25 protein-coding genes are annotated in these 25,775 nt (G+C 71.2%); 9 read left to right on the forward strand and 16 right to left on the reverse strand.

Annotated features, from left to right (window positions below; all coding sequences use genetic code 11):
• Window positions 1-320: 320 nt before the first annotated feature.
• The 3 genes from ACF1GV_RS41265 to ACF1GV_RS41275 all read left to right on the forward strand — a co-directional run bounded on the left by ACF1GV_RS41265 (window position 321) and on the right by ACF1GV_RS41275 (window position 2,101).
• Window positions 321-887 carry an ATP-binding protein gene (locus tag ACF1GV_RS41265; RefSeq protein ID WP_391692125.1) on the forward strand — a complete coding sequence of 189 codons (567 nt, stop codon included), beginning with the start codon at window positions 321-323 and terminating at the stop codon, window positions 885-887.
• A 106-nt stretch (window positions 888-993) separates the two neighbouring features.
• Window positions 994-1,548: a glycoside hydrolase family 25 protein gene (locus ACF1GV_RS41270; RefSeq protein WP_391692127.1), complete on the forward strand. Its 555-nt coding sequence runs from the start codon at window positions 994-996 to the stop codon at window positions 1,546-1,548.
• Between the two features lie 10 nt (window positions 1,549-1,558).
• Complete coding sequence (locus tag ACF1GV_RS41275) at window positions 1,559-2,101, forward strand: MOSC domain-containing protein (protein WP_391692129.1); 543 nt, start codon at window positions 1,559-1,561, stop codon at window positions 2,099-2,101.
• Between the two features lie 12 nt (window positions 2,102-2,113).
• On the opposite strand, the gene ACF1GV_RS41280 is transcribed toward ACF1GV_RS41275, so the two are convergent.
• Window positions 2,114-2,776 (reverse strand): NADPH-dependent F420 reductase, encoded by a 663-nt coding sequence (locus tag ACF1GV_RS41280; protein WP_391692131.1) that lies wholly within the window; start codon window positions 2,774-2,776, stop codon window positions 2,114-2,116.
• 101 nt (window positions 2,777-2,877) lie between these two features.
• Window positions 2,878-3,870, reverse strand: coding sequence for a zinc-dependent alcohol dehydrogenase family protein (locus ACF1GV_RS41285; RefSeq protein ID WP_391692133.1), 993 nt, complete (start codon window positions 3,868-3,870; stop codon window positions 2,878-2,880).
• Window positions 3,871-3,973: 103 nt separating this feature from the next.
• On the opposite strand from ACF1GV_RS41285, the gene ACF1GV_RS41290 reads away from it, so the two are divergent.
• Together ACF1GV_RS41290 and ACF1GV_RS41295 are read left to right on the forward strand one after the other, a co-directional pair.
• Window positions 3,974-4,951 carry an AraC family transcriptional regulator gene (locus ACF1GV_RS41290; protein ID WP_391692135.1) on the forward strand — a complete coding sequence of 326 codons (978 nt, stop codon included), beginning with the start codon at window positions 3,974-3,976 and terminating at the stop codon, window positions 4,949-4,951.
• Window positions 4,952-4,996: 45 nt separating this feature from the next.
• Complete coding sequence (locus ACF1GV_RS41295) at window positions 4,997-5,170, forward strand: hypothetical protein (protein ID WP_391692173.1); 174 nt, start codon at window positions 4,997-4,999, stop codon at window positions 5,168-5,170.
• A gap of 56 nt (window positions 5,171-5,226) precedes the next feature.
• Here the strand turns inward: ACF1GV_RS41295 and ACF1GV_RS41300 are convergent, their stop codons facing one another.
• The 5 genes from ACF1GV_RS41300 to ACF1GV_RS41320 form a co-directional block, all read right to left on the reverse strand.
• Entirely contained in the window at window positions 5,227-5,484 is a 258-nt protein-coding gene (locus ACF1GV_RS41300) for a DNA-binding protein (RefSeq protein ID WP_391692137.1), read from the reverse strand.
• Complete coding sequence (locus ACF1GV_RS41305) at window positions 5,484-9,827, reverse strand: DUF6531 domain-containing protein (RefSeq protein WP_391692139.1); 4,344 nt, start codon at window positions 9,825-9,827, stop codon at window positions 5,484-5,486. The genes ACF1GV_RS41300 and ACF1GV_RS41305 overlap by 1 nt, the downstream gene beginning before the upstream one ends.
• A gap of 8 nt (window positions 9,828-9,835) precedes the next feature.
• The gene (locus ACF1GV_RS41310) at window positions 9,836-10,159 is read right to left on the reverse strand and encodes a hypothetical protein (protein ID WP_391692141.1); all 324 of its coding nucleotides are present in this window, start codon (window positions 10,157-10,159) and stop codon (window positions 9,836-9,838) included.
• A 279-nt stretch (window positions 10,160-10,438) separates the two neighbouring features.
• A complete protein-coding gene (locus tag ACF1GV_RS41315) occupies window positions 10,439-10,984 on the reverse strand; it encodes a hypothetical protein (protein WP_391692143.1) in 546 nt (181 codons plus the stop codon).
• A gap of 189 nt (window positions 10,985-11,173) precedes the next feature.
• Window positions 11,174-11,872, reverse strand: coding sequence for a FadR/GntR family transcriptional regulator (locus tag ACF1GV_RS41320; protein ID WP_391692145.1), 699 nt, complete (start codon window positions 11,870-11,872; stop codon window positions 11,174-11,176).
• Between the two features lie 222 nt (window positions 11,873-12,094).
• On the opposite strand from ACF1GV_RS41320, the gene ACF1GV_RS41325 reads away from it, so the two are divergent.
• The gene (locus ACF1GV_RS41325) at window positions 12,095-13,798 is read left to right on the forward strand and encodes a 2-isopropylmalate synthase (RefSeq protein WP_391692147.1); all 1,704 of its coding nucleotides are present in this window, start codon (window positions 12,095-12,097) and stop codon (window positions 13,796-13,798) included.
• A complete protein-coding gene (locus ACF1GV_RS41330) occupies window positions 13,795-14,583 on the forward strand; it encodes an ABC transporter ATP-binding protein (protein WP_391692149.1) in 789 nt (262 codons plus the stop codon). Before ACF1GV_RS41325 ends, ACF1GV_RS41330 begins: the two co-directional genes overlap by 4 nt.
• Before the next feature lie 47 nt (window positions 14,584-14,630).
• Here the strand turns inward: ACF1GV_RS41330 and ACF1GV_RS41335 are convergent, their stop codons facing one another.
• Together ACF1GV_RS41335 and ACF1GV_RS41340 are read right to left on the reverse strand one after the other, a co-directional pair.
• Window positions 14,631-14,843: an EF-hand domain-containing protein gene (locus ACF1GV_RS41335; protein ID WP_391692151.1), complete on the reverse strand. Its 213-nt coding sequence runs from the start codon at window positions 14,841-14,843 to the stop codon at window positions 14,631-14,633.
• A 57-nt stretch (window positions 14,844-14,900) separates the two neighbouring features.
• Window positions 14,901-15,815 carry a MerR family transcriptional regulator gene (locus tag ACF1GV_RS41340; RefSeq protein ID WP_391692153.1) on the reverse strand — a complete coding sequence of 305 codons (915 nt, stop codon included), beginning with the start codon at window positions 15,813-15,815 and terminating at the stop codon, window positions 14,901-14,903.
• A 49-nt stretch (window positions 15,816-15,864) separates the two neighbouring features.
• Here ACF1GV_RS41340 and ACF1GV_RS41345 point away from each other — a divergent pair, with 49 nt between their 5' ends.
• Entirely contained in the window at window positions 15,865-16,494 is a 630-nt protein-coding gene (locus tag ACF1GV_RS41345; protein WP_391692155.1) for a GNAT family N-acetyltransferase, read from the forward strand.
• 7 nt (window positions 16,495-16,501) lie between these two features.
• Here ACF1GV_RS41345 and ACF1GV_RS41350 read toward each other — a convergent pair whose 3' ends face one another.
• From ACF1GV_RS41350 to ACF1GV_RS41375, 6 genes are all read right to left on the reverse strand, one after another.
• Window positions 16,502-17,680: a hypothetical protein gene (locus ACF1GV_RS41350; protein WP_391692157.1), complete on the reverse strand. Its 1,179-nt coding sequence runs from the start codon at window positions 17,678-17,680 to the stop codon at window positions 16,502-16,504.
• Window positions 17,680-18,450 (reverse strand): polysaccharide deacetylase family protein, encoded by a 771-nt coding sequence (locus ACF1GV_RS41355; RefSeq protein ID WP_391692159.1) that lies wholly within the window; start codon window positions 18,448-18,450, stop codon window positions 17,680-17,682. The genes ACF1GV_RS41350 and ACF1GV_RS41355 overlap by 1 nt, the downstream gene beginning before the upstream one ends.
• Window positions 18,451-18,597: 147 nt before the next feature.
• Window positions 18,598-19,206: an ATP-binding protein gene (locus tag ACF1GV_RS41360; protein ID WP_391692161.1), complete on the reverse strand. Its 609-nt coding sequence runs from the start codon at window positions 19,204-19,206 to the stop codon at window positions 18,598-18,600.
• A 205-nt stretch (window positions 19,207-19,411) separates the two neighbouring features.
• Window positions 19,412-20,179 (reverse strand): enoyl-CoA hydratase/isomerase family protein, encoded by a 768-nt coding sequence (locus tag ACF1GV_RS41365; RefSeq protein ID WP_391692163.1) that lies wholly within the window; start codon window positions 20,177-20,179, stop codon window positions 19,412-19,414.
• Between the two features lie 214 nt (window positions 20,180-20,393).
• Window positions 20,394-21,626: an Ig-like domain-containing protein gene (locus ACF1GV_RS41370; protein WP_391692165.1), complete on the reverse strand. Its 1,233-nt coding sequence runs from the start codon at window positions 21,624-21,626 to the stop codon at window positions 20,394-20,396.
• A 142-nt stretch (window positions 21,627-21,768) separates the two neighbouring features.
• Window positions 21,769-23,013, reverse strand: coding sequence for an Ig-like domain-containing protein (locus tag ACF1GV_RS41375; RefSeq protein WP_391692167.1), 1,245 nt, complete (start codon window positions 23,011-23,013; stop codon window positions 21,769-21,771).
• Window positions 23,014-23,167: 154 nt separating this feature from the next.
• On the opposite strand from ACF1GV_RS41375, the gene glgX reads away from it, so the two are divergent.
• Window positions 23,168-25,414, forward strand: coding sequence for a glycogen debranching protein GlgX (gene glgX, locus ACF1GV_RS41380; protein ID WP_391692169.1), 2,247 nt, complete (start codon window positions 23,168-23,170; stop codon window positions 25,412-25,414).
• 94 nt (window positions 25,415-25,508) lie between these two features.
• Here glgX and ACF1GV_RS41385 read toward each other — a convergent pair.
• Window positions 25,509-25,775, reverse strand: a 267-nt coding sequence (locus ACF1GV_RS41385) for a hypothetical protein (protein ID WP_391692171.1), incomplete at its 5' end; no start/stop codon positions are given.

Raw genomic sequence — 25,775 nt, forward strand, 5'->3', positions numbered from 1 at the left:
GGGGGGGGCGGGGGGGGCGGCCCCCCCCCTCCCCCCCCCCCGGGGGGGGGTGGTTGGCTTAATCCGGGCGGCCCCCCCCCCCCCCCCCGCCCGGGGGGGGGGGGGGGGGGGGGGGGCCCCCCCCCCCCGGGGGGCGCCCCCCCCCCCCACCTCTCGTCCGGCCCGGGGTGCCCCCTCCATCCGGAGGGGGTGGTTGCACCCCTTCGCCCAGCTATGGAGCGACGGACCACTGCGTAGCGTCGGACATGGCCTGAGAAACAGGCGGATCCCCCCGACAGGACCCACCACGGCGCCCTCTCCCGCCAGATTCGGGGTCGACCATGTACACCACAACCCTCGACGAGACGAGCGGGCCGCTCGCCGCATCCCCCGCGCGGCAGCGGTCCACCGCTCAGCCGCCCGGCTCCCCGCACCGGACGACGCCGTCCGGCCCTCCCCCGCGTGGCGGGGCCGCACGCCACCAGGAGGCCGTCGTGGCCCTGCCGGCGGAGGTCGGCTGGGTTCCGGTGGCCCGCCACTGCATCGTGGCCGTCCTGGACCAGTGGCGCATCCCGTCCGCCGACCGGGAGACCGCCGAGCTCATCGTCGGCGAACTCGCCGCGAACGCCGCCGAGCACGGCCACCACGACATGACCGTCCGCGCGTCCCTGCACGCCGGCGTCCTGTGGATCTCGGTGACGGACTCCGGCGCCCCGGCCCGGCCGCGGCCCGGCGAAGACGCCGACCCCGACGTGCACGGCCGAGGGCTCGCCATCGTCGAACTCCTGGCCCGGCAGGTCCTCGTCCACCAAAGCTCCCTCGGCCGGCGGGTCGACGTCGCCCTCCACCTGACGAACACGGAACACGCATCCCGCGGCGGCCTCGCCATGAACATCGCCGAGCGCTGAACGGGCTCTGTTGTTCGGACGGTTGAGCGGTTCGCTCAGGCGGTTGACCGGACCCCGATCCGGGGCATCATCCCCTCCCGTCCCCCCACACCTGTCGGGAGCCCCCATGCTGCGCGGCATCGACGTGAGCGCCTACCAGTCCTCCTCCTACGGCACGGACGGTCTCTCCTTCGTCTTCATCAAGGCGACCGAGGGACGTTCGTACGTCAACCCGAAACTCGCCGCCCAGACCAAACACGGCCGCGACGCGGGCCTGGTCGTCGGCTTCTACCACTTCCTGTGGCCGGGCAACCTCACGGCCCAGGCCGAGTACTTCCTGAGCAAGACCCCGGAACGCGCGGGCGACATCCTGGCCGTCGACTGGGAGACGACGGGCGAGGGCACCCACGCGAGCAACGCGGAGAAGGACCGTTTCCTTCGCATGCTGAAGGAGAAGCGGCCGCGGAACCGGGTCATTCTCTACTGTTCACGCAGCTACTGGCTGACGGTCGACACGACCTCGTACGCCGGCGACGGCCTCTGGATCGCCGACTACGTGACCGCCGGCAAGCCGCGCATCAAGGCGGCGTGGCGGTTCCACCAGTACACCGACGACCCGCACGACAAGAACGTGGCCAACTTCACCAGCCGCGCGGCGCTGCGGGATTGGGCCACGCCCTAGGGTGACCGGCATGGACGGCACCATCACCGCGGTCAGCAGCAACGGCGTGTACTCCTTCACCAAGCCCAACCGCGAGAGCATCCGGCTGCTCGCCGGGTTCGGGGTGGAGGGGGACGTGCACGGCGGGGCGACGGTGAAGCATCGGTTCCGGATGGCCAAGGATCCCTCGCAGCCCAATCTGCGGCAGGTGCATCTCATGCACGAGGAGCTGTTCGACGAGCTGCGGGCGGCCGGGTTCGAGGTGGCGGCCGGGCAGCTCGGGGAGAACGTCACCACCCGCGGGATCGATCTGCTCGGGCTGCCCACGGGGGCACGGCTGCTGCTCGGGGACGAGGCTGTCGTCGAGGTGACCGGGCTGCGCAATCCGTGTGCGCAGATCGACGGGTTTCACAAGGGGTTGCTGAAGGAGGTCGTCGGACAGGGAGCCGACGGGCGGCCGCGCTTCAGGTCCGGGATCATGAGCGTCGTCGTCGCCGGTGGTGTGGTGCGGCCCGGCGACGGCGTCGAGGTCGAGCTGCCGGACGGGCCGCACCGGCCCCTGGAGATCGTCTGAGGCGGACGGCTCTCAGCCGCGGAAGTCCGCCGGGCGCTCCGGGGTCGCCGCCTCCAGCGCCCTCGTCACCGCCTCGACGTCGCCGCGCATGCCGTAGACCGGGGTGCCGGGCTGCTGGCGCCAGGAGTCGTCGAGGCCGCCGGTGTCGACGGTGTCGAAGCCCAGCTCGTCGATGAGGGCCCGTACCTTCGCCTTGGCCGCCTCGTCGTCCCCGGCGACCGACAGCGCCATGCGGTCGGGGTCGCCTGCCGGCCGCGGGCGTTCCAGGAGGTCCTGGGCGAAGGTGGCGTTGAAGGCCTTGATCACCGGGTGGCCGAGCTGCCGCTCGGACCAGCGGCTCTCGGTCACGCCCTCGTCCTCGATCGCCGCGATCCGGCCGTCACGCTGCTGCGGGTAGTAGTTGCCGGTGTCGATGACCACGGCCCCCTCGGCGGCCTCGTCGAACAGGCCCTTCGGCAGGTCGGGGACCGCCTTGAGGGGGACCGTGACGATGACGATCTCGGCGTTGCGCGCGGCCTCCTCCACCCGCACCGGCGTCGCCCCGGTCTCCGCGGCCAGCTCGGTGAGCGTCTGCGGGCCGCGCGAGTTGGCGACGGAGACGTCGTGGCCGAGCGCGCTGAGCCTCCGGGTCAGATTGCCGCCGATATTGCCCGCGCCGATGATGCCGATCTTCATGGCTCAGCCCTTCAGGTTCGCTGCGCATGGTCCGGTTTCCGGGCGACAACCAGGCGGTGTGTACGGCTATTCCCTGGTATGGGGCCGAACGGGCGACGGCTTCAGATCCGCACCACGATCTTGCCCGTGTGCCGGTTGGCCTCCATCAGCCGGTGGGCGTCCCGGACGCGGTCCAGGCCGTCCAGGACCTCGCCGATCACCGGGCGCAGCGTGCCGTCGGCGAGGCCGGAACCCAGGTAGTGGGCGGCGCGGCGACGCCCTTCGGCGGTGCCGGTGAGGGTGAAGTTGCTGTAGCCGTGGACGGTGAGGGGCCACCGCATCGGCAGGACGGTGGGCTGCCCCTGAAGCCAGCCGTAACAGATCAGGTAACCGTCCTCGGCCGCCGCCTCGCCGAGCGTGGCGAAGCCGGGGCCGCCGATCGCGTCGAGGACGATCCCGGCGCCGTTGCCGCCGGTGAGCCGCCGGGTCTCCTTCACCACGTCCTCGTCGTCGGAGACGATCACGTGCTCCGCTCCCAGGTCGAGCAGCCGCTGCCGCTTGGCCTCGGTCCGGGTGGTGGCGATGGGCACCGCGCCGGCCCGCCGGGCGACCTGGATCGCGGCCGTGCCGACGCCACTGGACGCACCGGTGATCAGGACGTGGTCGCCGGGCGCCATCCGGGCCCGCTCGATCAGCGCGCCGTACGCCGTCGTGTACGTCAGCCAGGCCGCGGCGGCCGTGACCTCGTCGACGCCGTCGGGACGCGGGACGAGGGTGTGCTCCGGCATGAGGACGTGGTCGCCGTAGACACCGTGCGTGTCGAGCCTGAAGTTGGCCGCGGTCAGCACCGGGTCGCCGGGCGCGAAAGCGGTGACGCCCTCGCCGACCGCCTCGACGGTGCCGGCGGCCTCGTAGCCGTTGCGGGCGGCGGGCAGGGTGGGCTGGTAGAAGTAGCCGCCCGAGCGCAGGAGGGCCTCCGCGCGGTTGAGGGCGATCGCGGCGACACGGACGAGGACCTCGCCGGGGCCTGGGTCGGGCAGTTCGGTCTCCTCGACGGTCAGGACGTCGGGGCCGCCGGTCTCGTGAAAGAGCACGCTGTGTGCGGAAGTTGGCATGTCGTCGACGCTATGGCCGTACGGCGAGACGATCCATGCCTGTCAGTCTCGGCTTTCTGTCCGTGCGTCTCGCTCCCGGCCGCACGGCGCTACGGTGCGGGGCATGGACGTACTCAGCGACGCCGTCACCGCGATGCGCACCGGGCGGCCGCACTCCGGCCTGCGGTACAAGTACGGTCCCTGGGGGACTCGCTTCCAGGCCACGGACGGGGCCGGATTCCACGTGGTGCTGCGCGGGTCGGCGTGGCTTCTGCCGGCGCAGGGGGAACCGGTCGCGCTCGGCCCGGGCGATGTGGTCTTCCTCGCCCACGGACGCGGACACGCGCTGGCCAGCGGGCTGGAGGCGCCCCTTGAGGACTTCGGTCTCGACGCGGAGGGCCGCTGGCCGGATCCGCCGCCTCCGCCGCCGGACGCGCCCGAGCCGGACACCCTCATGCTGTGCGGGGCCTATCTGCTGGACCGCAGCCGCGCCCACCCGCTGCTCACCGAGCTGCCGGAGGTGGTGCACCTGCCCGCCCGGGTCGGCGTGCACGGGTCCCTGCGGGCGGCGGTGGAGCTGCTGGGGCAGGAACTGACGGAGTGCCGGCCCGGCTCGGACACCGTCGTCGCCTCACTGCTGGACACGCTGCTGCTGTACATCCTGCGCGCCTGGTGGGAGCGCGAGGCGCACGACACCGCCCACCGCGGTGGCTGGGCGGCCGCGCTGACCGACCCGGCCGTCTCCGCGGCGCTGCACGCCCTGCACGCCGACCCGGGCCGCCCCTGGACGGTGGAGGAACTGGGCGCGCGGGGCGGCCTGTCGCGGGCGGCGTTCGCACGCCGGTTCACGACGCTGGTCGGCAGGCCACCGCTCGCGTATCTGACGTGGTGGCGGATGACGACGGCGGGCCGGCTGCTGCGCGGCGAGGAGGGCCTTCCACTGCGGCAGGTAGCCCGACGGACGGGCTATACCTCGGAGTTCGCGTTCGCCAAGGCGTTCAAGCGGGAGTACGGGGTGGCGCCGGGGCAGTACCGCAAGCAGCCGGGGCGGCACCGCAGCCGGGCGCCCCAGGGGCGTCTTGCCGGACCGGCGGATGCCTAAGGGCCCCTTGCCGGACCGGCGGATGCCCTGGGTGCCCTGGGTGTATTGACCCGCAGCCAGGGCACGGCCGACTTCCTCACCGCCCTGGACTGCCTGACGAGGCTCACCAAATGCGGCACCTTCAAGCCGTCGAAGACGCACGCGGACCTGCGCGGCGCGATGACCTGGTCGACGAACTGGGACGCGACGCGAGCAACGGGTCGTCATACCTGGCCATGAGCCCGGAATTCAAGCATCACGATACGCCGGACGGCCGTCGGCAGCCTTGCGGCTGATCACCTTCCGTCGGTATCGAACTCCGCAAGCCATGCCCGGTAGTCGTCCGCGCCGTGAAGATACTGTCCGGGACCCACCATCAGGTCAGCGCCGGAAAGGCGGTCCAAGGCGGTCCAGATCCTCGCGTCGCGTAGCTCCGGCGCGTCCGACTCCATGATTTCCAGGGCCCACTCGGCGCTTTCGTCGGGCGCCACAGCCCCCGAGGCCAGGGAGCGCAAGCGTTCTCGAATTGTCGACTCGAGGTCGTTGTCACCCATCAGAATGTACCCACGAACTTTCCGTTTCGGTCGAACTGATAGTGTACCTTCTTCCCTCCGGTGACCTTGACATCGGGCCGCACAATCCGCACTCTTCCCTCCGCGTCCAGCGTTTCGTGCCAAATCCTCTTGGCGCCTGTCGCGGGATCCCATTCACGGACGAGCCGCCTGCCGATCATCTCGCCGGGATTGCGCGCCGGGCTGATCTCTCCATAAAACCTGAAGCGCCCATTGGCGAGTTCTTTATAGCCGCCCTTTCCGTATTTTTGAGCCTGCTCATAGAAGTCTTGCAGTTGGGCCGCGTTGGCCGTTCTGGGGCACGGGGAAAGGCCCAGCGGGTCGATGAAGGAGAGGGGGTTCTCGACGTACGCGTAGGGGTTGTCCGCCGGCTCCAGACCCAGGGGATCGGGAGAGACGTACCGAGCGGCTTCGGGCGCGTAATACCTGAAGTAGTTGTAGTGGTGGCCGGTCTCCCTGTCGTAGTACTGCCCCGGGAATCGGAGGGGAGTGTAGGCCTGACTGTCGGCCGCCCAGGCTGTGACGCCCCACACGGAGGCGCGGGCACGCCAGGCTATGTTTCCTTCCTCATCGACAAGTTCTGCGGGCGCACCCACAAGATCGGTGACGATGGCGAAGAACCGTCGGTCCACCTCTCGCTGCGGCTCATGTGCCGAGTGGATCTTCTCTGTCTGAGAGATCGGGTGAAGGTCGTCGTAATCCCAGGTCAGGGTGGTGAGATGGGGGGAGCCGGCGGTGGCCGACGTCTCCTCGCACAGCGTTTGGCCGTCCCACGAGAAGTCGATCTGCTCGACCACCGAGTCACTGCCGGGTCCAGCCATGCGCTGCTTCGCGATGCGGCGCCCCAGCGGATCGTACTTGTACCTCCATTCGGCAGCGTCCGGAGTGATGACGGAGGTCAAGTTGTTCTCTGCATCCCACTCGAAGCGCCAGACGTCGGGCTTCCGGGAGAGGCGGCTCCGTCGGCTGAGAATCAGGCGGCCGGCCGCGTCATGCTCATAGCGGATGTCGCCCGCTCGGGTGAGGCGTGTTCCCGCATACTCCCGGACACCGCTGCTCTGGTGTCCCCCCTGCCATTCCGGCACAGCGGCAAGAGTCTGATTGCCTGCCACGTCGTACGCATAGGATTCCTGCCAGTTGTGTGCCTGTACGCCGGTCACCCTGCCGACCGGGTCCAATGCGTACCTTCGGCTACCGTTCAGCCTGTCTTCCACGCCGACGACGTGGCCGTCCGGCCGGTAGGAGTAGAGCCGTTCCTGTACGACTCGGCCGCTCGGCTGAAGCACCGACTGTTTGTGAAGCCGCCCGTATTCGTCGAAGTCCTGTGAGAACTGGACCTTCTGACCGACCCGGCGTCCCACTTCACGCCCCGCCGCGTCACGCGCGAACGAAACCACCTGTCCTGATGTGACGAGTTCGCTGGCATTGCCCAACGCGTCGTAGGTCCACCTGCTCGTGGCCCCGGACGGCGTGGTGCGGGTCTCGCGCCTGCCCAGCGCGTCGTAGGTGAACGAGGTCTTCCTGCCGTTGACCGACTCGGACAGCACCCGGCCTGCCATATCGCGCACGATCTCCACGACCGCGTCGGGACCGGCCATGCGGACCAACTGTCCGGCGGGGTCATACACGTAGTCGGTCACTCGGCCGGCGGCGTCCTTGCGTACCAGTCGGCCCATGGCGTCACGCTGGTACCGGATCCCCTGACCAAGCGGGTTGACCTGCTGCGTGAGCCGGTCGGCGGCGTCATACAGATAGCGCTGCACCCGATCGTCGAAGTCACTCTCCATGACGGTGCGACCGGACGGATCGTAGTGGTACTCCCAGGTCATACCTTGGGGGTTGCGTACCTGGGTCAGCCGCAGTTCACTGTCATGGGCAAAGGTGTAGCGCGCTCCGTCCGGGTTCGTGCGGGCCGACAGCACATCGAACGCGGCGTACTCGAAGAGCGTCACCCCTCCGGAGGGGTCGGTGTGGCAGGTGCAATTGCCCTCGCCGTCGTAGACCCAGGTCTCCTCCACACCTCCGGGCAGCACACGGCGTGAGGGCTTCCCTTCCACCGTCCATTCCAGCAGGGTCGGCACACCGGCGGCATCGGTGAGGGCAACCGGTCGGCCGAACGCGTCTCTGCGCCACGTGACTCGGTTGCCCATGGCATCGGTGGCCTCGACCGGCAGGCCCGCCGCGTCGTTCCGGATGCGGGTGGTGTGGCCCAGAGCGTCGCTGACGCATGCGAGGCCACCCGTCCGGTCGTACCCGAACGTCGTGGTGCCGCCGGCGGGCTGTGTGACGGCCACCGGATTCCCCATGTGGTCGTAGTCCTGCGCCCACCGCGCACCGCTCGGTTCCACCACCAAGGTGGGAAGGCCCAGATCGTTGTACTCAGCCTTCGTCTCGGTCCCATCCGGTCGTCTGACACACGTCACGCAGCCGCGCTCGTCGTAGTCGTATCGCGTGGCATGGCCAAGCGGATCGATGACCGCGGTCAGTTGGAGGCTGTCGTCCCATTCCTGCGTCGTGACGTTGCCCAAGGGGTCCGTCTCGCGGATCAGGCGGAGGTGTTCGTTGTGTTCGTAGACGCGGGTGTGGCCGAGGGAGTCCGTCACGCGGGTCGTGCGGGTGGTGTCGTCGTAGTCGAGGGTGGAGGCGAGGGCGCCTGCGGTGCCGCCGGTGGCGATGACGCGGCCGTGGGGGTCGTAGGTGTACCAGTACGTCGTGTCGTTGCAGTCGGTCCAGGAGGTGATGCGGCCTTCGGAGTCGTAGGTGTAGCGCAGGGGGAGGCCGGAGGAGTTGGTCTCCTCGGTCAGCCGGCCCTGGTCGTCGTAGCCGAAGGTGAGGATCGTGGTGCCGGGGCGGTCCGAGTGGGCGGGGTCGAGCAGGCGCAGGCCGGTGATGCGGGACTGGGTGGGGTGGTGGTCGAGGGCGACGTGGTAGCCGCCGGAGTGGACGATCGCGGTGGGGATGTCGCCACCGTCGGCGTAGACGACGGTGATGCGGTTGCCGTTGCGGTCCTGGATGTGCTGCAGCGGCAGGTCGACCGCGGTGTCGCCGGCGGCGGGGACGGGGCTGTGGAAGACGTACGACAGCCCGGTGTCGGGGTCGGTGATGCGGATGCCGCCGTCGGTCTCGGTGTCCCAGGTGAGGGTGAGGCGGGAGCCGGGGGTGAGGGGGCGGACCGGGGTGTCGGCCTCGATGTCGGGCAGGGGGAAGCAGAGGCGGGCGCCGTCGGCGGTGGCGTAGACGAGGCCCTCGTCGTCGGCCTGGACGCGCTGGTCCAGGGTGGAGGCCCAGGAGGGGCCGAACCAGCCGCCGTAGCGGTACGACGACAGGTGCGTGCGTTCCAGGACGAGTGGGAGTACGCCGGGCAGGGTGACGTCGGTGCGGGTCAGCGCCATGTCGCCGGTGGCCACGTCGATCGGGTCCCGGACGAACTTCTTGACCATGTTGCGGATCGAGGCGGGCAGTTTGTCGAAGGCCGGGTTGAGCTTGAGGCGCTCGAAGGCGGCGCAGTTCAGCTTCAGCCCCTTGGCCAGCTCGGCGAGCTGGGCGGGCTTGAGGGCTTTCAGGCCCTTGCCGAGCGCCTTGCCGAGCACACCGAAGCCGATGCCGAACGCCGCGCCCTCGGCGAGGATCCCGGCGAGCTTCTCCGGGTCCTTGAACGCCCCCGGATCCTTGAGCAGCGTCTCGAACGCCGAGAACTTCGCCCCCTCCGCGGCCATCTTGCCCACCGCCGCGACACCGCGGATCTCCTTCAGTGCCTTCAGCGCCCGCTCGACGTTGCGGATCACCTCCATCACCGACCGAACGGCCGTACCGAGCGCGGTGCCCTCCTCCTCGATACGGCCGACCAGCGCCACCACCTTCAAGGCGCGCTCGCCCGCCATCAGGTTGGAGGCCACCTCCGACGCGCCCGCCGTCAGCACCGACAGCGCCAGACCCGCGATCTCGAATTCGACGATCTCCGCCAGCAGCACACCGATCTCGGACAGCAGCTCATGCGCCTTGTCGGCGAAGTCGTCCAGCGCCTTGGCGCCCTCACGCAGCGCGTGCGCCATGTCCGTGGCCTGTTTGCGCGCCGCCTTCGCACGCTTGTTGAAGGCCTTGGCGGCCTTGCCCTCCCACTGGACGCCGGTCATCGCGGTGCCGGCCGCGCCCGCCGCCCCCTCAAGACCGGTCGCCAGGTGCCGCCACTTCTTGGCGATCTCCCGCACACCATCGGGGTTCACGGCTGGATCCGAGATCCCCAGGAACTCCAGACCGCTGGCGACCGAGTCGCCGAACATGTGGTTGAACTTGTTGATGTAGTGCAGCGGGTTGAGGTCGACCACGGTCCCGCTCAGCCCTTCTTGCCGGACTTGCCGGACTCGCCGGCCGCCGCCAGCAGCACGTCCAGCAGATCGAAGGCGTCGGAGACCTCGCCCATGAATTTGGCCTCCGCCTCCCACTCCTCGTGCAGGTCCTGCGTCAGCTTCGCGAGGGTGTTCATCCCCTTCTCGATCTCACCCTTCGCACCCAGCAGAGAGCCCAGCGCGCCGAGCGCGCTCAGATCGTGCGAGGCCGCCTTGAACTCCTGCAACGGCTTCGTCGTGTGATGCCCCGTGCCCCGCAGCCCCGTGGCCGCCGTGTGCAACGACGCCGCTTCCTTCTTCAGATCCGACATGTCCCCCGACCCCCCGTAGTTCACCCTGTGCACATGCCAACCTCTGAGGGTAGGAAGGGCGGTTATGCGACAGGTATGGGCGCTGCCAAGGGAGAGTAAAGATCGGCTGCGGGTCGTGGATCGCTTCAGGGACTGCCGGCCCGAGCGTCACCTGAAGGGTGCCGTCCCGGCCCGCGGTCAGGGCCAGGGTCGGGGAAGGGTGACCAGGGGGGCACCCCCGGCGAGTCAGCGCAGCACCTTCTCGGCGCAACGTAGCGATCAGCCTGCGGAAGCCGCGACTCAGCCGCAGCGGCTTTCCCGCTGTTCCGCGGAAACCACCCGTTCCATGCGCTGGATCTCGCGCTCTGCCGCTTCCAGGTGCCCGAGGTCGAGGGCCATCGCGGCACGTCCGGCGACGTAGAAGAGGTCCTGCCGGGTCCGGCAGTCCAACCCCGGTTGGCGGCACAAGGCCAGGAACCGCACTTCGAGACTGAGTTCGATGCGGCCCATCTCGTCCCGAACGCCGACCGGGAGTGCGACGTGCCGGAGATCCTTGGCATAGTCACGCGTCTGCCGGTCGGCCTCGTCAGGCCGGGCTTCAACGGGACGACAGGGGTGATCGGCCCACTCCGTGTCAGCCCACCAGACGAGTTCGTCCAGGTGCTCCGAGGCGACCATCAAATCCGGGGGCGAGGCGGAGAGGGCCGCGTCAGCGCCGGCAACCAGCTGGGCGAGACGCTGTCGCGCGTCGTCGTCCCCCGCCACGCACATCGCGACGAAGCCCGACAACACGTCGAGCCGGCGCGACACCTCCGCCCGCTGCCAGATCTCGTACAGTTCCGCCATCCACCGTTCCCTCTCCGCCGGCCGCGTCTCCGCGCCCCGAACCCTGTGACGCGCCACCGCCAACGGGTCCAACGGTTTTCCCGCGGCCTCAGCGAACGCACCTCATGCCGGCTCCGTGCGGCGCACGGTTTCCTCTCACAGCTCGCCCGTCCGCGAGCGCGTGCTTCTTGATCATTGCGGGACACCCCCTTAGGGGGCGTCTTGCCGGACCGGCGGAAAGGGATTCTCCAGTTCCTCGGTGACCACTGCCACCGCCCTCTCCACGTCCCCCTCGGCGATCGCCCGCGCGATCGCCTCGTGGGCGTCGTCCGCGGTGTTCGGGTCGTCCTGGCGCAGGCCGCTCAGGGCGATGAGTTCGGTCAGGCCCTTGCGCAGGACGGGCGTGAACTGCGCGAACAGTCCGGACAGGACGATGTTGTGCGCGGCGGCGACCACCGCCGCGTGGAAGGCGATGTCGGCGTCGACGAAGGTCTCGTCGTCCGCCGTGGCCGCCGCACGACGGCCCTCCAGGGCCGCGTGGATCGCGGCGACGTCCTCGTCGGTGCGGCGCCGGGCGGCCAGCCGGGCGGCGTGCACCTCGACGGCGGCGCGGACCTCGTAGACGTCGGTGACCGCGGCCCGGCGCAGCTGGGTGGGCCAGTCCTCGGCCGGTTCGGTGGCCGTGACGAAGACGCCGGCGCCGTGCCGGGGCCGTACCAGTCCGGCGCCGGCCAGCGCGCGCAGCGCCTCGCGCACGGTGGAGCGGCCCACGCCGAGGTCCTTGGCGAGGGTGGTCTCGCCGGGGAGCTTGCTGCCGACGGGCCAGGTGCCGTCGGCGATCTGTGCGCGCAGCCGCTGCGTGGCCTGTTCGACCAGAGGGCTGGGGCGCAGGGGGCCGGCCGGGGTCACCGGGGCCCTCCCGGGTATTCGATCACCGCTGTTTCTCCAACTTGTCTGAGGAGTTTGCCGATTCCACTTGTCTGAGGAGCTGAGCAGTGACTAGCGTACCGATCATGCTGCTGCGCGGTCTCCTTCTTCTCGGCTGCCGCGGCGGGGTCTGACGCGACCGGCGCCCCGCCGCGGGACGCCGTGCTGCCGGTCACCGTCCGACCGAGCCGAAGGCAGCCGACGATGACCCTCACCACCGACCGACCCCTGTGGAACCCGCAGCGTCCCAGCGGGATGCCGTACCACCGTTACCGCCCCTTCCAGGAGCGCGTCCGCGTCCCCGTCACCACCCGCGACTGGCCCGCCGCCCGGCTGGAGCGGGCCCCGCTGTGGGTGCCGGTCGACCTGCGCGACGGGAACCAGGCGCTGGCCGAGCCGATGGACACCCCGCGCAAGCGCCGCTTCCACGACCTGCTGGTCTCCATGGGGTTCAAGGAGATCGAGGTCGGCTATCCGTCGGCCAGCCGCGCCGACTTCGACTTCGTCCGCCACCTGGTGACCGCCGACGCCGTCCCGGACGACGTCACGCCCGTCGTGTTCACCCCGGCCCGGCGGGAGCTGATCGACCGCACCTTCGAGGCGATCGAGGGGCTGCCGCGGGCGGTGGTCCACCTGTACATGGCGACCTCGCCGGTGTGGCGGGACGTCGTCCTGCGCCGGGACCGCGGCGAGGTGCGGCGGATCCTGCGGGAGGCCGCCGCGCACATGGCCCGCCGGGCCGGCGACGCCCCGCACATCCGCTTCCAGTTCTCCCCCGAGACCTACAACCTCACCGAGCCCGACTTCGTCCTCGAACTGTGCGACGCCCTGACCGAGTTGTGGGACGCGAGCCCCGACCGTCCGGTCACCCACAACCTGCCCGCGACCGTCGAGATCGCCACCCCGAACGTCTACGCCGACCAGATCGAGTACGTCCACCGCAACCTGGCCCGCCGTGACGCGGTGATCCTTTCCGTCCACCCGCACAACGACCGCGGCACCGGCGTCGCCTGCGCCGAACTCGCCGTGCTGGCCGGGGCGCAGCGGGTGGAGGGCTGCCTGTTCGGCAACGGAGAGCGCACCGGGAACGTCGACCTGGTGACCCTGGCGATGAACCTGTACGCCCAGGGCGTGGACCCCATGGTCGACTTCACCGACATCGACGCCGTACGGGAGACCGTCGAGCACTGCAACCGGCTGCCCGTGCACCCGCGCCACCCCTACGCCGGCGAGCTGGTCTACACGGCGTTCTCCGGCACCCACCAGGACGCCATCAGCAAGGGCTTCGACCACCACGCCCGCCGGGCGAAGGAGTTGGGGGTGCCGGAGGCGCACGCCCCGTGGGAGGTGCCGTACCTGCCGATCGATCCGGCCGACGTGGGGCGCTCCTACGAGGCGGTGATCCGGGTCAACTCCCAGTCGGGGAAGGGCGGCATGGCGTATCTGCTGCGCGCCCACCACGGACTGGACCTGCCGGCGCGCATGCGGCCGGACTTCTCGCGGGTGGTGCAGCGGGCGACCGACGACAGCGGCCGCGAGGCGACCCCGGCGGAGCTGTACGAGCTGTTCCGCGGCAGCTACCTCGCGCCGGGCGAGATCCGGCTGGACGCCTGGTCCGTCGTCGGGGCCGACGGCTTCGTGTGCACCCTGCACACCGGTGAGCGCACCTGGGACCTGCAGGGCACCGGCCCGGGCCCGCTGACCGCCTTCGCCGACGCGCTGACCGGCGCGGGGTACGCCGTCGAGGTGCTGGAGGTCGCCGAGCACCCGGTCGCAGCGGGTGCGGCCGCCTACACCGAGTGCCGGGTGAACGGCACCCCGGTGTGGGGCGCCGGGCAGGCCGGCTCGGCCCTCGAAGCCCGGGTGCGGGCGGTGCTGTCCGCGGTCAACCGGGCGGTGGCCGGGTGAGCGAGGTGCTGCGCGCCGAGGACGTGCACGTGGTGCGCGAGGGCCGGCCGATCCTGCGGGAGGTGTCCCTCACCGTCCGCGCGGGCGAGCACAGGGCGCTGCTCGGCGCCAACGGGGCCGGCAAGTCCACGCTGCTCAGCCTGTTCGGCGCGCGCGTCCATCCCACCCGCGGGTGGGTCGGGGTGCTCGGCCGCCGCCTGGGCCGGGTGGACCTGCGTGAGCTGCGCGCCCACGTCGGCCACGTCGACCCGCGCCATGCGCCGGCCGGGCCGCTCCGGCTGCGGGACGTGGTCCTGACGGGGCTGACGAACTCCGCGGCACTGCCGCCCCGCCGGCGGCCGGCACCGGAACAGGAGGCGCGCGCCGACCGGCTGATCGACACCCTCGGGCTCGGCGGGCTGCGTGAGGCAGGCTGGCCGACCCTGTCGCAGGGCCGGCGTGGCCGGGCCCTGATCGCCCGCGCGCTGATGCCCGAACCGCGGCTGCTGCTGCTCGACGAGCCCGCGACCGGCCTGGACCTGCCGGGCCGCGAGCAGCTCATCGAGGCGCTGGACGCCCTGCGCCGGGAGCATACGCGGCTCGCGACGGTGCTGGTCACCCGCCATCTGGAGGAGCTGCCCGGGCACACCACGCACGCCCTGCTGCTGCGCGACGGGCGCGCCCTCGCCCAGGGGCCTGCCGCCGACGTCCTGACCGGCGACCGGCTGGGCATGTGCTTCGGCCTGCCGCTGGCGCTGGAGCGGCACGACGGCCGGTGGAGCGTACGCATCAGGCGCCGGGCATGACGAAGGGGCGCCTGCCGGTGACCGGCGGGCGCCCCTTGTGCCGCACGTCACTTGTTCAGGTGGGCCCAGAACTCGTCGAAGGACAGCACCTTGTCACCGTTGAGGTCACGGGACTTGATGATGGCCTCGGCGACCGACTCGGTGACGTTCCAGTCACCCCCCTGGGCGAGGGCGCTCCTGAACTCGGCGGCGGTGATGAAACCGTCACCGTCCGCGTCGATCCGCTGGAACTGCTTGCGTGCTTCCTCGATGTCCGCCACCGATCCGCCCCTCTTTGTCGCGTTCTTACTCGTGCCGGCGTAGTGCCGCAGGTCAGATTAACGGCCCGCGCGCGCACGCAGTGCGGCGACCACCCAGGCGAACTCCTCCGCGTGGGTCGGCTGGGGGGCCAGCCCGTTCACGAGGGCCGACAGTTCGCGGTACCGGGCGACCCGGGCGTTGGAGGCCGCCGTCAGCCGCTCCAGGACCGCCACCGGGTCGGCGTCGCCGAGCAGCCCCCGCAGCACCTCCCCGGCCTGTGGTGCCTCAGGCGCGATGCCTGCCCGCAACGCCTCGCCGGCGAGCTGGATCAGCCGGCTCATGAACCACAGCGACGACCCGGCCGGCACGCCGGGCCCGCGGTCCGCCGCGTTGAACTCGATCATCCTGCGCATCAGCGCGCGGAACTCCGGGTCCTGGATCAGCTCGGCGAGCTCCACCCAGGCGTCGACCTGCTCGGGCGTCGGGTCGTCCGGCAGGTTGGCCGCCCCGAAACGGAGGCGGTTTCGCAGATCGGGGTCGGCCGTGTCGATCCCCTCGAAGACCTCCGTCATGAAGTCGTTCACGATCCGCTGCCGCTCCCCCGCCGACAGCCGCGCCAGCTTGTTCATCAGGGTCGTCTCCTCCGCCGTCGAACCACGTCGTGCCACACTCGACAGCACCGCACGGGTCACCTTCAGCGACCGGATCTGTGCGTCCAGCGCCGCCACGTGCGCGGCGGCCACCTGAGCGACCGTCCGCTCCCCGGCCAGCACCGTGCGCACGTCGTCCAGGCCGAGGCCCAGCTCGCGCAGGGTGCGGATCAGCTCCAGGCGGGCGGCGGACTCGGCGTCGTAGAGCCGGTAGCCGCCGGACGAGCGGGTCACCGGGATCAGGACGCCCTCGTCGGACCAGTAGCGGATGGTGCGCACGGTCAGGCCGGTGGCGCGGGCCAGTTCGCCGATGGTGAAAAGACCGGTGCCGTCTTCGATCATGTCTGGGAGTCTGGGCCTTCCAGCGGGTGGAGACTCAAGGAGCACGGTGATGGGAACCCTGCGGGACATTCTCGACGCGGCGGCGCGGGGCGTCTTCCCGCCGGCGGACGGCGGCACCACCGTCGTACCGCAGGAGAGTGCGCGGGACGCCGGGGTGCTCTCCTTCACCGCGCACTCGGTGGTCTTCACCGACGAGGACCCGGCGTGGGTGTACGACACCCTCCACGCCATGGACTGCGACACGCTCGCCGCGTCGCTGAACCCCCGTTTCCTCGCCGCCTTCCTCGACCGCACCGATCGCACGACGGAGACGGTCGACGCGCTCCTGGTCGGCACCCCGCTGCCGGGCGAGCCGGAGGTCGCGCTGAAGGAGATGGCCGGCGAGCACCCCCGCATCGCCTACGCCCGCCGGCGCCGCGACGGCGTGCGCGCCTGGGCGGCGGACGGCGGGGTGCTCGTACTGGGCCGGGGCGTGGCCGGACGGCTGGAGGTGTCCGTGGAGATCGACGAGGGCCTGCGCCACCGGGGGCTGGGCCGGGCCCTGGTGACGGCGGCGCGGCAGCTGGCCGGGGAGCCGCTGTGGGCGCAGGTCTCGCCGGGGAACGCCCGCAGTGCGCGGGCGTTGCAGGCGGCGGGCTACCGGCAGGTGGGTGCGGAGGCGCTGCTGCGGGCCCGGTGAGCGGGGGTCAGCGGAAGATGCCCGTGTGGCCGAGCGAGTAGCGGCCGGGCTGCGGGTAGACGGCGAGGCCGTGTGGGCCGCTGCCGACCTTGATCCGGGCGAGCTGTTCGCCGGTGCGGGTGTCGAGGGCGTACACCTCGGCGTTGTAGCGGCCGGAGAGCCACAGCACCTTGCCGTCGGCGGAGACGCCGCCCATGTCGGGGCTGCCGCCCTGGGGCAGACGCCACTTCTTGGTGAGCTTGTTCTGCCGGAAGTCGAAGACGGAGATGGTGCCCTCGCCGCGGTTGGAGACGTACATCTCGCGGGAGTCGCGGCTGACGTACAGGCCGTGGGCGCCCTTGCCGGTGGGCAGCAGGGTGGGCTTGGTGAACTTGTCCCCGTCGAGGATCCACATGCCGTCGGCCATCATGTCGGCGATGTAGAACCGCTTGCCGTCGGGCGAGATCTTGACGTCCTGCGGCATCGCGCCGCGGAACGGCAGCTTCTGCTGGCCGACGACCTTCATCGACGCCGTGTCGACCTTGAGCAGTTCGCCGCTGAACTCGCAGGAGACGATGAAGTAGCGGCCGTCGAGGGAGAAGTCGGCGTGGTTGACGCCGTAGCAGGAGACAGGGACGGTCTTCAGCCGCTTCATGGTGTGCGGGTCGCGGAAGACCAGTTCCCGGTCGAGGGAGGCCATGACGACGGCGTACTTGCCGTCGGGCGTGAAGTAGAGGTTGTACGGGTCGTGCACGTCGACCGTCTTGCCGGCCTTGCCGGTGCGCGGGTCGATGGGGGTGAGGGTGTTGCCCCGGTCGTTGTTGACCCACAGCGTCTTCAGGTCCCAGGACGGCACGACGTGCTGGGGCTGGCGGCCGACCGGGATCGTGTCGATCACCTGGTACGTCTTCGGGTCGATGACGGTGACCGTGTTGGACTCGGTGTTGGGCACGTACACCCGGGACGGGAAGTCCTTGACGACCGGGGAGAGCTTGTTCGGGCGGTCGGCGGCGTAGACGTCCTTGGGGTCGAGGACGGGCGGCATGCCGGGCAGGCCGGGCACGGTGTTCTGCTTCTTCGCCGGGGCGGGCAGGGCCGCCTTGGTGGTCTCGGCGGCGCCGTGGCCGGTGCCCGGGCTGCCGCAGGCGGCGAGCGCGGCGAGGGTGGCGCCGGCGAGCAGGGTGCGGGTCGTTCGCTTCAGGTGCATCAGCCGATCAGCTCCGTGGTGGTGACCGCGTGCAGACCGCGGCGGTCGAGTTCTTCGAGGACGGCGGGGAGCGCGGCGACCGTGTCGTGGTAGCCGAAGTGCATGCTCACCACGGATCCGTCGCGGATCTCGCCGAGGACCTTGCGGGTGACGGCGGCGGCGCCGGGCGCGGTGAAGTCGAGGGAGTCGACGTCGTAGGACAGGACGTGCGGGTAGCCGGCCTCGGCGGCGAGGCGGGCGACGAGCGCGGAGGCGCGGGGGGCGCGCGAGGGGCGGAACCAGGTGCCGATGGAACCGGTGAGCTTCTTCAGCCGGTCGGCGCAGGCGGTGATCTCGGCGCGGGCCTCCGCCTCGGGCATCGCGTTGATGCCCAGGTGGCGCTGGGTGTGGTTGCCGAGGTCATGCCCGCCGTCGAGAACGCGGCGGGCCATCTCGGGGTGCTCGTCGAGCCAGGTGCCGACGGCGAGGACGGTGACGTGGGCCCCGTGCCGTTCCGCCTCGGTGAGCAGGGCGCGGGCGATCGCGGGATCGCCCTGGCCGTGGAAGGTGAGGGCGACGCGGGGGCGGGTGCGGGGGCCGTGGGGGATCTGGTCGGGCACGCCGGGGTACCGGCGCGGGGCGGGGGCCGCGGCCGGTGACGAGTGGGGTGCGGGGCGGGCCGCGGCGGGCCGGACTGCGCCGCCGGGCGGGGAGCAGGCGGGGGTGAGTGCGGCGCCGGCGAGGAGGCCGGTACCGGCGCGCAGGGCCGTGCGGCGGTCGGGTGCAGTCACCCGACCATTTAAAGGGTGAAGTGCTGCAAATCGGGCTATTCACCCGGTCGCCACAGGCGGCGCGGGTCGCGCACCGCACGACGGACGGGGAACTCCGCGCTCGCCTTCCGGGACCACAAGCCGAGGGCCGCGCCCCGGCCCTGCGGGTCAGCGGTCCCCCACCCTCATCTCGAACCACGTCGTCTTGCCCCGGGGCAGCAGGTCCACGCCCCAGCGGTCGGCGATCTTGTCGACCAGGAACAGGCCGCGGCCGCTGACGTCGGTCTCGCGGACGGGCATCAGACAGGGCAGGCCGCGGGAGGGGTCGCGGACCTCGACGCGGATACGGCCGCGCAGCCGGCGCATGCGCAGACCGAAGACGCGGGCGCCGGTGTGCCGGACGGCGTTGCCGACGAGTTCGGAGACGAGCAGGACGGCGTCCTCGGCGAGCTTGGGGGTCAGACCCCAGTGGCGCAGGATCACCACCTGGGTCAGCCGGCGCGCGGTGGCCGCGGACTCGGGGCGGGACGGCAGCGGCACATCGTGTTCCGCCGGGTTGCCGAACAACTCCAGTGCCTTCAGCGCCCGTTCGTCCTCCACCGCAGGCGACCAGCGCGCCGCCACAGCACGGCCGTGTCCCCGCGGCTGTTCGATGCCCTCCAGCCCCGCCATGCCCCCATCATGGCCGTCCCAGGGGGCGTCGGGGGCCGTTCTGCTGGAATACGCCCCCCGGTCGCCCCCGTTCCACCACTTGCGAACGGCATATGCGCTGGGCATTTCGGGGTCCGCCGCACCCCTGCTGACCTGCGGCGACGGCTCGACCGGAGGCAATCGACAGGCTCCCTCGACAAGGCAGGCTTAAGGTTGCCCAAAGGTTCCCATAAACCGCCCCATCGAGGGACCCCCGGATCAGACACGACGTCAATTGCAAGTGTTTGACGGTGTGTTCAGCAGCACTCCGACTGTCCGGGCCTGGGTGTGTTCAGAGGAACTTCGCCTTGCCCGGGCCCTCCTCCACGAAGCTCTTCATGCCCCGCTCGCGGTCCTCGGTGGCGAACAGGCCCGCGAACCAGTTGCGTTCCACGGCCAGGCCCGTGTCGATGTCCGTCTCCAGACCGGTGTCGATGGACTCCTTCGCCGCGCGCAGCGCGATGGCCGGGCCCTGGGCCAGCTTCGCCGCCCACGCGTGCGCCTCGGTGTACACGTCGGCGGCCGGCACCACTCGGTCGACCAGGCCGAGCGTCAGCGCCTCGTCGGCCTTCACCATGCGGCCCGTGAAGATGAGGTCCTTGGCCCTGGACGGGCCGATCAGCCGGGACAGGCGCTGAGTGCCGCCGGCGCCGGGGATCAGGCCGAGCAGGATCTCCGGCTGGCCGAGCTTGGCGTTCTCGCCGGCGATGCGGTAGTCGGCGCACAGGGCCAGCTCGCAGCCGCCGCCGAGTGCGTAACCGGTGACGGCGGCGACGACCGGCTTGGGGATGCGGGCGACGGCGGTGAAGGCGTCCTGCAGGGCACGGGCGCGCAGGACCATCGCCGTGTGGTCCATGGCCTGCATCTCCTTGATGTCCGCGCCCGCCGCGAACACCTTCTCGCCGCCGTACACGACGACCGCGCGCACGTCGTCGCGGCGGCCGGCCTCCTCGGCGAGTTCCTTGAGCCTGTCCTGCGTGGCGACGTCCAGCGCGTTCATCGGCGGGCGGTCGAGGCGCAGCGTGCCGACGCCTTCGGCGACTTCGAGATGTACGGTCATGCCAGCAGGTTAACGGGGACTAACGGCAACGGGCGGGGTGCGGTCGCTCACACCCGGCCGGGGGTCCGGGGGTCGCCCCCGGGACGGCACAGCACGGGGACTGACGGCAACGGGCGGGGTGCGGTCGCTCACACCCGGCCGGGGCCCTGGTGCGCCAACGACATCGGGCCCGGTGCCGAGGGGTCACAGCACCGGGCCCGCTTCGTCCGCGGAACTACTTGGTCCACTCCGCCCACGGCATGTTCCAGCCGTTGAGGCCGTTGTCCGGGGCGACCGTCGCGTCGTGGGAGTTCTTCACGACCACCACGTCGCCGATGAGCGAGTGGCTGAAGAACCAGGCCGCCGGCACCGAGCTGTCGTAGCCGCCGCGTACGTCGCGCAGGCCGACGCAGCCGTGGCTGGCGTTGTAGTTGCCGAAGGCGTCGCCGCCCCAGTAGTTGCCGTGCAGGAAGGTGCCGGAGGTGGTCAGGCGCAGGGCGTGCGGGACGTCCTTGATGTCGTACTCGCCGCCGTAGCCGACCGTCTCGCCGTTCATCCGGGTCACGGTCAGCTTCTCGCTGATGACCATCTGGCCGTTCCAGGTGTCGTAGCCGGGCTTGCCGGTGGTGACGGGCAGGGTCTTGACGACCTTGCCGTCCTGGGTGACCTGCATGGTGTGCTTCTTGGCGTCCACGTAGGAGACCTGGTTGCGGCCGATGGTGAAGGACACCGTCTTCTTCTGCTTGCCGTAGACACCGGCGCGGCCCTCGACGCCGTCCAGGTTCAGCGTGACGGTGACCTTGGTGCCCGACTTCCAGTAGTGCTCGGGACGGAAGTCCAGGCGGTCGTTGCCGAACCAGTGGCCCTGCACGTCGACCGCCGGCTCGGTCTTGATCTTGATGGCCTTCTCCACGTCCTGCGGGTGCGTGATGCCCCGCGAGAAACGCAGCGAGAACGGCATGCCGACCCCGACCGTGGAGCCGTCCTCCGGAGTGAAGGTGCCGGTGAAGGTGTTCTTCGGGGTCAGCGTGGTGAAGGCGGAGTCCTCCGCCGCCGTACGGCCCTCGGCGTCCTTGGCGACCGCGTGCACCTGGTAGCGGGTGGCGGCGGCCAGGTGCGCGGCCGGCGTCCAGGAGGAGCCGTCGGCGGATATCGCCCCGTCGACCTTCGTCCCCTTGGCGTCCTTGACCACGACCTCCGTCAGCTTGCCCTTGGCCGCGCTCACCTTGAGGGCGCCGCTGGTGTCGACGGCCGTGGCGCCGTCCTTCGGCGCGACGGTGACGACCGCCTCGGACTGCTTGCTCGCGGCGGCCGAGGCGTCACCCCCCTTGCCGTCCTCCGTGTCCGAGCCCCCGCCACCGCCGCACGCCGTGACCGCGAACAGCAGGGCGCCCGCGGTCAGCGCAAGCCCCGCGCGGCCCCGCCCGCGCCCCGCAACCGATGCCCCCGATATCGGCCGGATGTTCAAGTTGTTTCTCCCTCCCCCGGGCCCTGTCAGGCCCACACGCCCCGCGCGTCGTGCGCGCATACGGCGCATATTAACTGCCCGGTCAGGAGCGCCGACGGGCTCGGAATGTCACCGTTCCGTCCCAACTCCCGGCCGGGCGCGCTCAGCGCACCGCGCCACCCGCCTTCCACTCGGTCCAGCCCAGGTTCCAGCCGCCCAGACCGTTGTCGGGAGCCACCGTCTTGTCCTTGCTGTTGACCACCTCGACGACGTCCCCGATCAGGCTGCGGTCGAAGAACCAGCCCGCCGGGGTGTCGGAGCCGCCGCCCTTGGCGTCGCGCAGGCCCACACAGCCGTGGCTGACGTTGGTCCGGCCGAAGACGTCCTCGTCCGCCCAGTAGTTGCCGTGCAGGAATGTGCCCGAGTCGGTCAGCCGCATGGCGTGCGGCACGTCCGGGATGTCGTACTCGCCCTTGCCGTCGTCCTTCTTGAAGCCGACCGTGGCCCCGTTCATGCGGGTGACCTCGAGCATCTCCATCACCACCATCTTCCCGTTGTAGGTGGTGTTCTTCGGCGACCCCGCGGTGATCGGCACGGTGGCCAGCAGCTCGCCGTCCCGGCGAACCTCCATGGTGTGATCGGCGGCGTCCACCAGCGACATCTGGCTGCGGCCGATGGTGAAGGAGAACGACTTGGACTGCAGCCCGTACACCCCGCGTGCCCCCTCCACGTCCCGCAGCGCCAGGTCGACGGTGACCTTGGTGCCGGGCTGCCAGTAGCGCTCGGGGCGGAAGTCGACGCGGTCCTTGCCGAACCAGTGCGGGCGGATCTCGACGCCCGGCTCGGCGCGCACCCGGATGGCCCGCTCGACGGCGGCGGGGTTCTCCAGCTCCCGGCTGAACTGGATCGACACGATCATCCCGGTGCCGACGACCGAGCGGTTCTCCGGGGTGACGTAGCCGATGAAGCGCTCGCCGGGGACGTAGGTGGTGAACGTGGCGTGGCGGGCGGAGCGGTCCCCGTCGCCGTCGACGGCGACCGCGTCTACGGTGTAGCGGGCGGCGAGGGCGAGCCGGTCGTCGTCGGGGCGCCAGGTCAGGCCGTCAGCGGAGAGGTGGCCGGGTACCGGGGTGTCCTGGGCGTCCTGGGAGGCCACCACCTTGACCGACTCCAGCCGGCCGTCGGGCACCGTGACGCGCAGCTTCCGCTCGGGCCGTACCTCCTTGCTGCCGTCGTCCGGCGTGATGCGGATGGCGTCCTCCGACGCGCCGGGTTTACCGAAGATCCCGCCGGGACCGCCGGAGCCGTCCGACGTGCAGCCGGCGGCCCCGGCCAGCAGTCCTGCCCATGTCAATACGGCGGCCAGCGCGGCCCCCGCGCGCCGCGCGCGCCCGTGTACGTGCCTCACGAGCAGGACAACGAGCGGGGCCGCCCCGGGGAAACGTGAGTGCGAGCCACGGTCTGGGCAGAACTGTGGGGAGGACGACGACACGACGGGGAGCACGGTGCGGGACGCCGTACGCCCTGAACGGGTCTCGCCATGAGCCGCGGGAGGCTGAACGGTGTCCAGCGCAGCCGAGCAGGAGGCGGTGACGGCAGGGCGCGCCGCTGAGCAGGGGCGCCCGGCCGCCGCTGTGGACGGGATGCAGCGCCTGCCCGTGTGGCCGGGCGCGCCGACGCCGCTGGGCGCCCGCGTCCGGGTCGGCCCGGACGGGGTGGCCGGGACGAACTTCGCCCTGTGGGCGGGCGGCGCGGAGGGCGTCGAGCTGTGCCTCTTCGACGACGACGGCGTCGAGACGCGGCTGAAGCTGACCGAACTGACGCACGAGATCTGGCACGGTTTCGTGCCGGGCGTGCTGCCCGGGCAGCGCTACGGCTTCCGGGTGCACGGCCGCTGGGACCCCTGGACCGGCGGCCGCTGGAACCCGGCGAAGCTGCTGCTCGACCCGTACGCCCGCGCGGTCGACGGAGGCAAGGGGAACGACTACAGCCGGCTCCCGCCGGAGGTGTACGGGCATGTGCGGGACTGGCCGGACCAGCACGTCGCCGACACCGTCCGCGACGAGCGGGACTCGGCGCCGTACGTGCCGAAGGGAGTCGTCGTCCACGATGACGACGACTGGTCCGACGACCGGCGCCCGAAGACGCCGTGGGCCGACTCGGTGATCTACGAGCTGCACGTGCGCGGCTTCACCCGGCTGCACCCGGGCATCCCCGAGGAACTGCGCGGCACCTACGCGGGCCTCGCGCACCCGGCGGCCGTCGAGCATCTCACCCGGCTCGGGGTGACGGCGGTGGAGCTGCTGCCGGTGCACCAGTTCGCCCACGAGGACCATCTGCTCAAGCGCGGTCTGCGCAACTACTGGGGCTACAACTCCATCGGCTACTTCGCCCCGCACGCCGCCTACGCCGCCTCGGGCACGACCGGTGAGCAGGTCGGGGAGTTCAAGCGGATGGTGCGCGCGCTGCACGCGGCCGGGATCGAGGTCATCCTCGACGTCGTCTACAACCACACCGCCGAAGCCGGCGAGTACGGCCCGACGCTGTCGTTGAAGGGCATCGACAACCGCGGCTACTACCGTCTCCAGTCCGACGCGCGCCGGTACGCCGACTACACCGGCTGCGGCAACACCCTGCACGTCGTGCAGCCGCACGTGCTGCGCCTGATCACCGACTCGCTGCGCTACTGGGTCACCGAGATGGGCGTGGACGGCTTCCGCTTCGACCTCGCGGCGGCCCTCGCCCGCTCCATGCACGACGTCGACATGCTGTCCCCGTTCCTCGCGGTCATCGCCCAGGACCCGGTGCTGCGCCGCGTGAAGCTGATCGCCGAGCCCTGGGACGTGGGTTCCGGCGGCTACCAGGTGGGCGCGTTCCCGCCGCTGTGGACGGAGTGGAACGACCGCTACCGCAACGCCGTGCGGGACTTCTGGCGGCACGCCCTGCCCGACGTGCGCGAGATGGGCTACCGGCTGTCCGGCTCCAGCGACCTGTACGCCTGGGGCGGGCGGCGGCCGTACGCCTCGGTCAACTACATCACCGCGCACGACGGTTTCACCCTGCGCGACCTGGTCAGCTACGAGCGCAAGCACAACGAGGCCAACGGTGAGGGCAACCGGGACGGCAGCGACGACAACCGGTCCTGGAACTGCGGGGCGGAGGGCGAGAGCGACGACCCCCGCATCCTCGCCCTGCGCAGACGGCAGCTGCGCAACCTGCTGACCACGCTGCTGCTGTCCACCGGTGTGCCCATGCTGGTCGCGGGCGACGAGATGGGCCGCACCCAGCGCGGCAACAACAACGCCTACTGTCAGGACAACGAGCTGGGCTGGGTGGACTGGCGGCTGCTGGACGAGCCCGGCTGGAAGGCGCTGTTCGACCTCACCTCACGGCTGATCGCCCTGCGCCACCGGCATCCGGTACTGCGCAGGCGGGCCTTCTTCTCCGGCCGTCCGCAGGCGGCGGACGGGCTGCGGGACCTGGCCTGGTTCACCTCGCGCGGCACCGAGATGACCGAACGGGACTGGTACGCGCCGGCCGCGACCCTCGGCATGTACCTCTCGGGGCGCGACATCCCGGGCCGCGACGAGCGGGGGGCGCCGATCCTCGACGACAGCTTCCTCGCGGTGCTGCACGCCGGGGAGGGGCCGGTGGAGTTCGTGCTGCCGGGGCCGCCGTGGGCGGAGCGGTACGAGGTGGTCGTGGACACCGCACGCGAGGACCAGGCACGGGCGCCGGAGGTGACGCACCCGGCGGGCACGGCGATCACCGTGCCGGGGCGGTCGGTGCTGCTGCTGCGGGTGCACTGAACGGCGCCGCTTCCCGCGCCGAAAGAGAGCCGGGCCCCGGCCGCCCCTCGAGGGGTGGCCGGGGCCCGGCGGTGCGATGTGGTGTTCTTGTCGATCAGCCGAAGGCCTTGATCGTGTTCCAGTTCACGGACAGGACCACGCGCACGGGTGCGTTGGTGTTGGTCCGTGAGGGGTGGTAGATGCGGGTGTAGCCGTCGGAGGCGAGGCGGGCCCAGATGTCGGGGATGCCGTCGTTGTTGACGTCGGGGATGCCGATGGCGGTGGGGACGTTGACGTCGGTCCAGTTGGTGCCGTACGCCTCGTCCTTGCCGGTCAGGCTGTTGGCGGCCAGCTTCAGCGATTCCAGGTCGACGCTGCCGGC

Source organism: Streptomyces sp. NPDC014006, assembly GCF_043088925.1.
In the GTDB taxonomy this organism is placed as follows: domain Bacteria; phylum Actinomycetota; class Actinomycetes; order Streptomycetales; family Streptomycetaceae; genus Streptomyces.

What these genes read in the sequence shown, in the direction of transcription:
- ACF1GV_RS41280 (WP_391692131.1), bottom strand. Translation starts at nt 2,776, where the DNA reads ATGAAGATCGGCATCATCGGCGCGGGCAATATCGGCGGCAATCTGACC.
- ACF1GV_RS41315 (WP_391692143.1), bottom strand. Translation starts at nt 10,984, where the DNA reads ATGGCGGAACTGTACGAGATCTGGCAGCGGGCGGAGGTGTCGCGCCGG.
- ACF1GV_RS41345 (WP_391692155.1), top strand. Translation starts at nt 15,865, where the DNA reads ATGGGAACCCTGCGGGACATTCTCGACGCGGCGGCGCGGGGCGTCTTC.
- ACF1GV_RS41350 (WP_391692157.1), bottom strand. Translation starts at nt 17,680, where the DNA reads ATGCACCTGAAGCGAACGACCCGCACCCTGCTCGCCGGCGCCACCCTC.
- ACF1GV_RS41265 (WP_391692125.1), top strand. Translation starts at nt 321, where the DNA reads ATGTACACCACAACCCTCGACGAGACGAGCGGGCCGCTCGCCGCATCC.
- ACF1GV_RS41325 (WP_391692147.1), top strand. Translation starts at nt 12,095, where the DNA reads ATGACCCTCACCACCGACCGACCCCTGTGGAACCCGCAGCGTCCCAGC.
- ACF1GV_RS41360 (WP_391692161.1), bottom strand. Translation starts at nt 19,206, where the DNA reads ATGCCCAGCGCATATGCCGTTCGCAAGTGGTGGAACGGGGGCGACCGG.
- ACF1GV_RS41270 (WP_391692127.1), top strand. Translation starts at nt 994, where the DNA reads ATGCTGCGCGGCATCGACGTGAGCGCCTACCAGTCCTCCTCCTACGGC.
- ACF1GV_RS41365 (WP_391692163.1), bottom strand. Translation starts at nt 20,179, where the DNA reads ATGACCGTACATCTCGAAGTCGCCGAAGGCGTCGGCACGCTGCGCCTC.
- ACF1GV_RS41310 (WP_391692141.1), bottom strand. Translation starts at nt 10,159, where the DNA reads ATGTCGGATCTGAAGAAGGAAGCGGCGTCGTTGCACACGGCGGCCACG.
- ACF1GV_RS41290 (WP_391692135.1), top strand. Translation starts at nt 3,974, where the DNA reads ATGGACGTACTCAGCGACGCCGTCACCGCGATGCGCACCGGGCGGCCG.
- ACF1GV_RS41340 (WP_391692153.1), bottom strand. Translation starts at nt 15,815, where the DNA reads ATGATCGAAGACGGCACCGGTCTTTTCACCATCGGCGAACTGGCCCGC.
- ACF1GV_RS41285 (WP_391692133.1), bottom strand. Translation starts at nt 3,870, where the DNA reads ATGCCAACTTCCGCACACAGCGTGCTCTTTCACGAGACCGGCGGCCCC.
- ACF1GV_RS41275 (WP_391692129.1), top strand. Translation starts at nt 1,559, where the DNA reads ATGGACGGCACCATCACCGCGGTCAGCAGCAACGGCGTGTACTCCTTC.
- ACF1GV_RS41300 (WP_391692137.1), bottom strand. Translation starts at nt 5,484, where the DNA reads ATGGGTGACAACGACCTCGAGTCGACAATTCGAGAACGCTTGCGCTCC.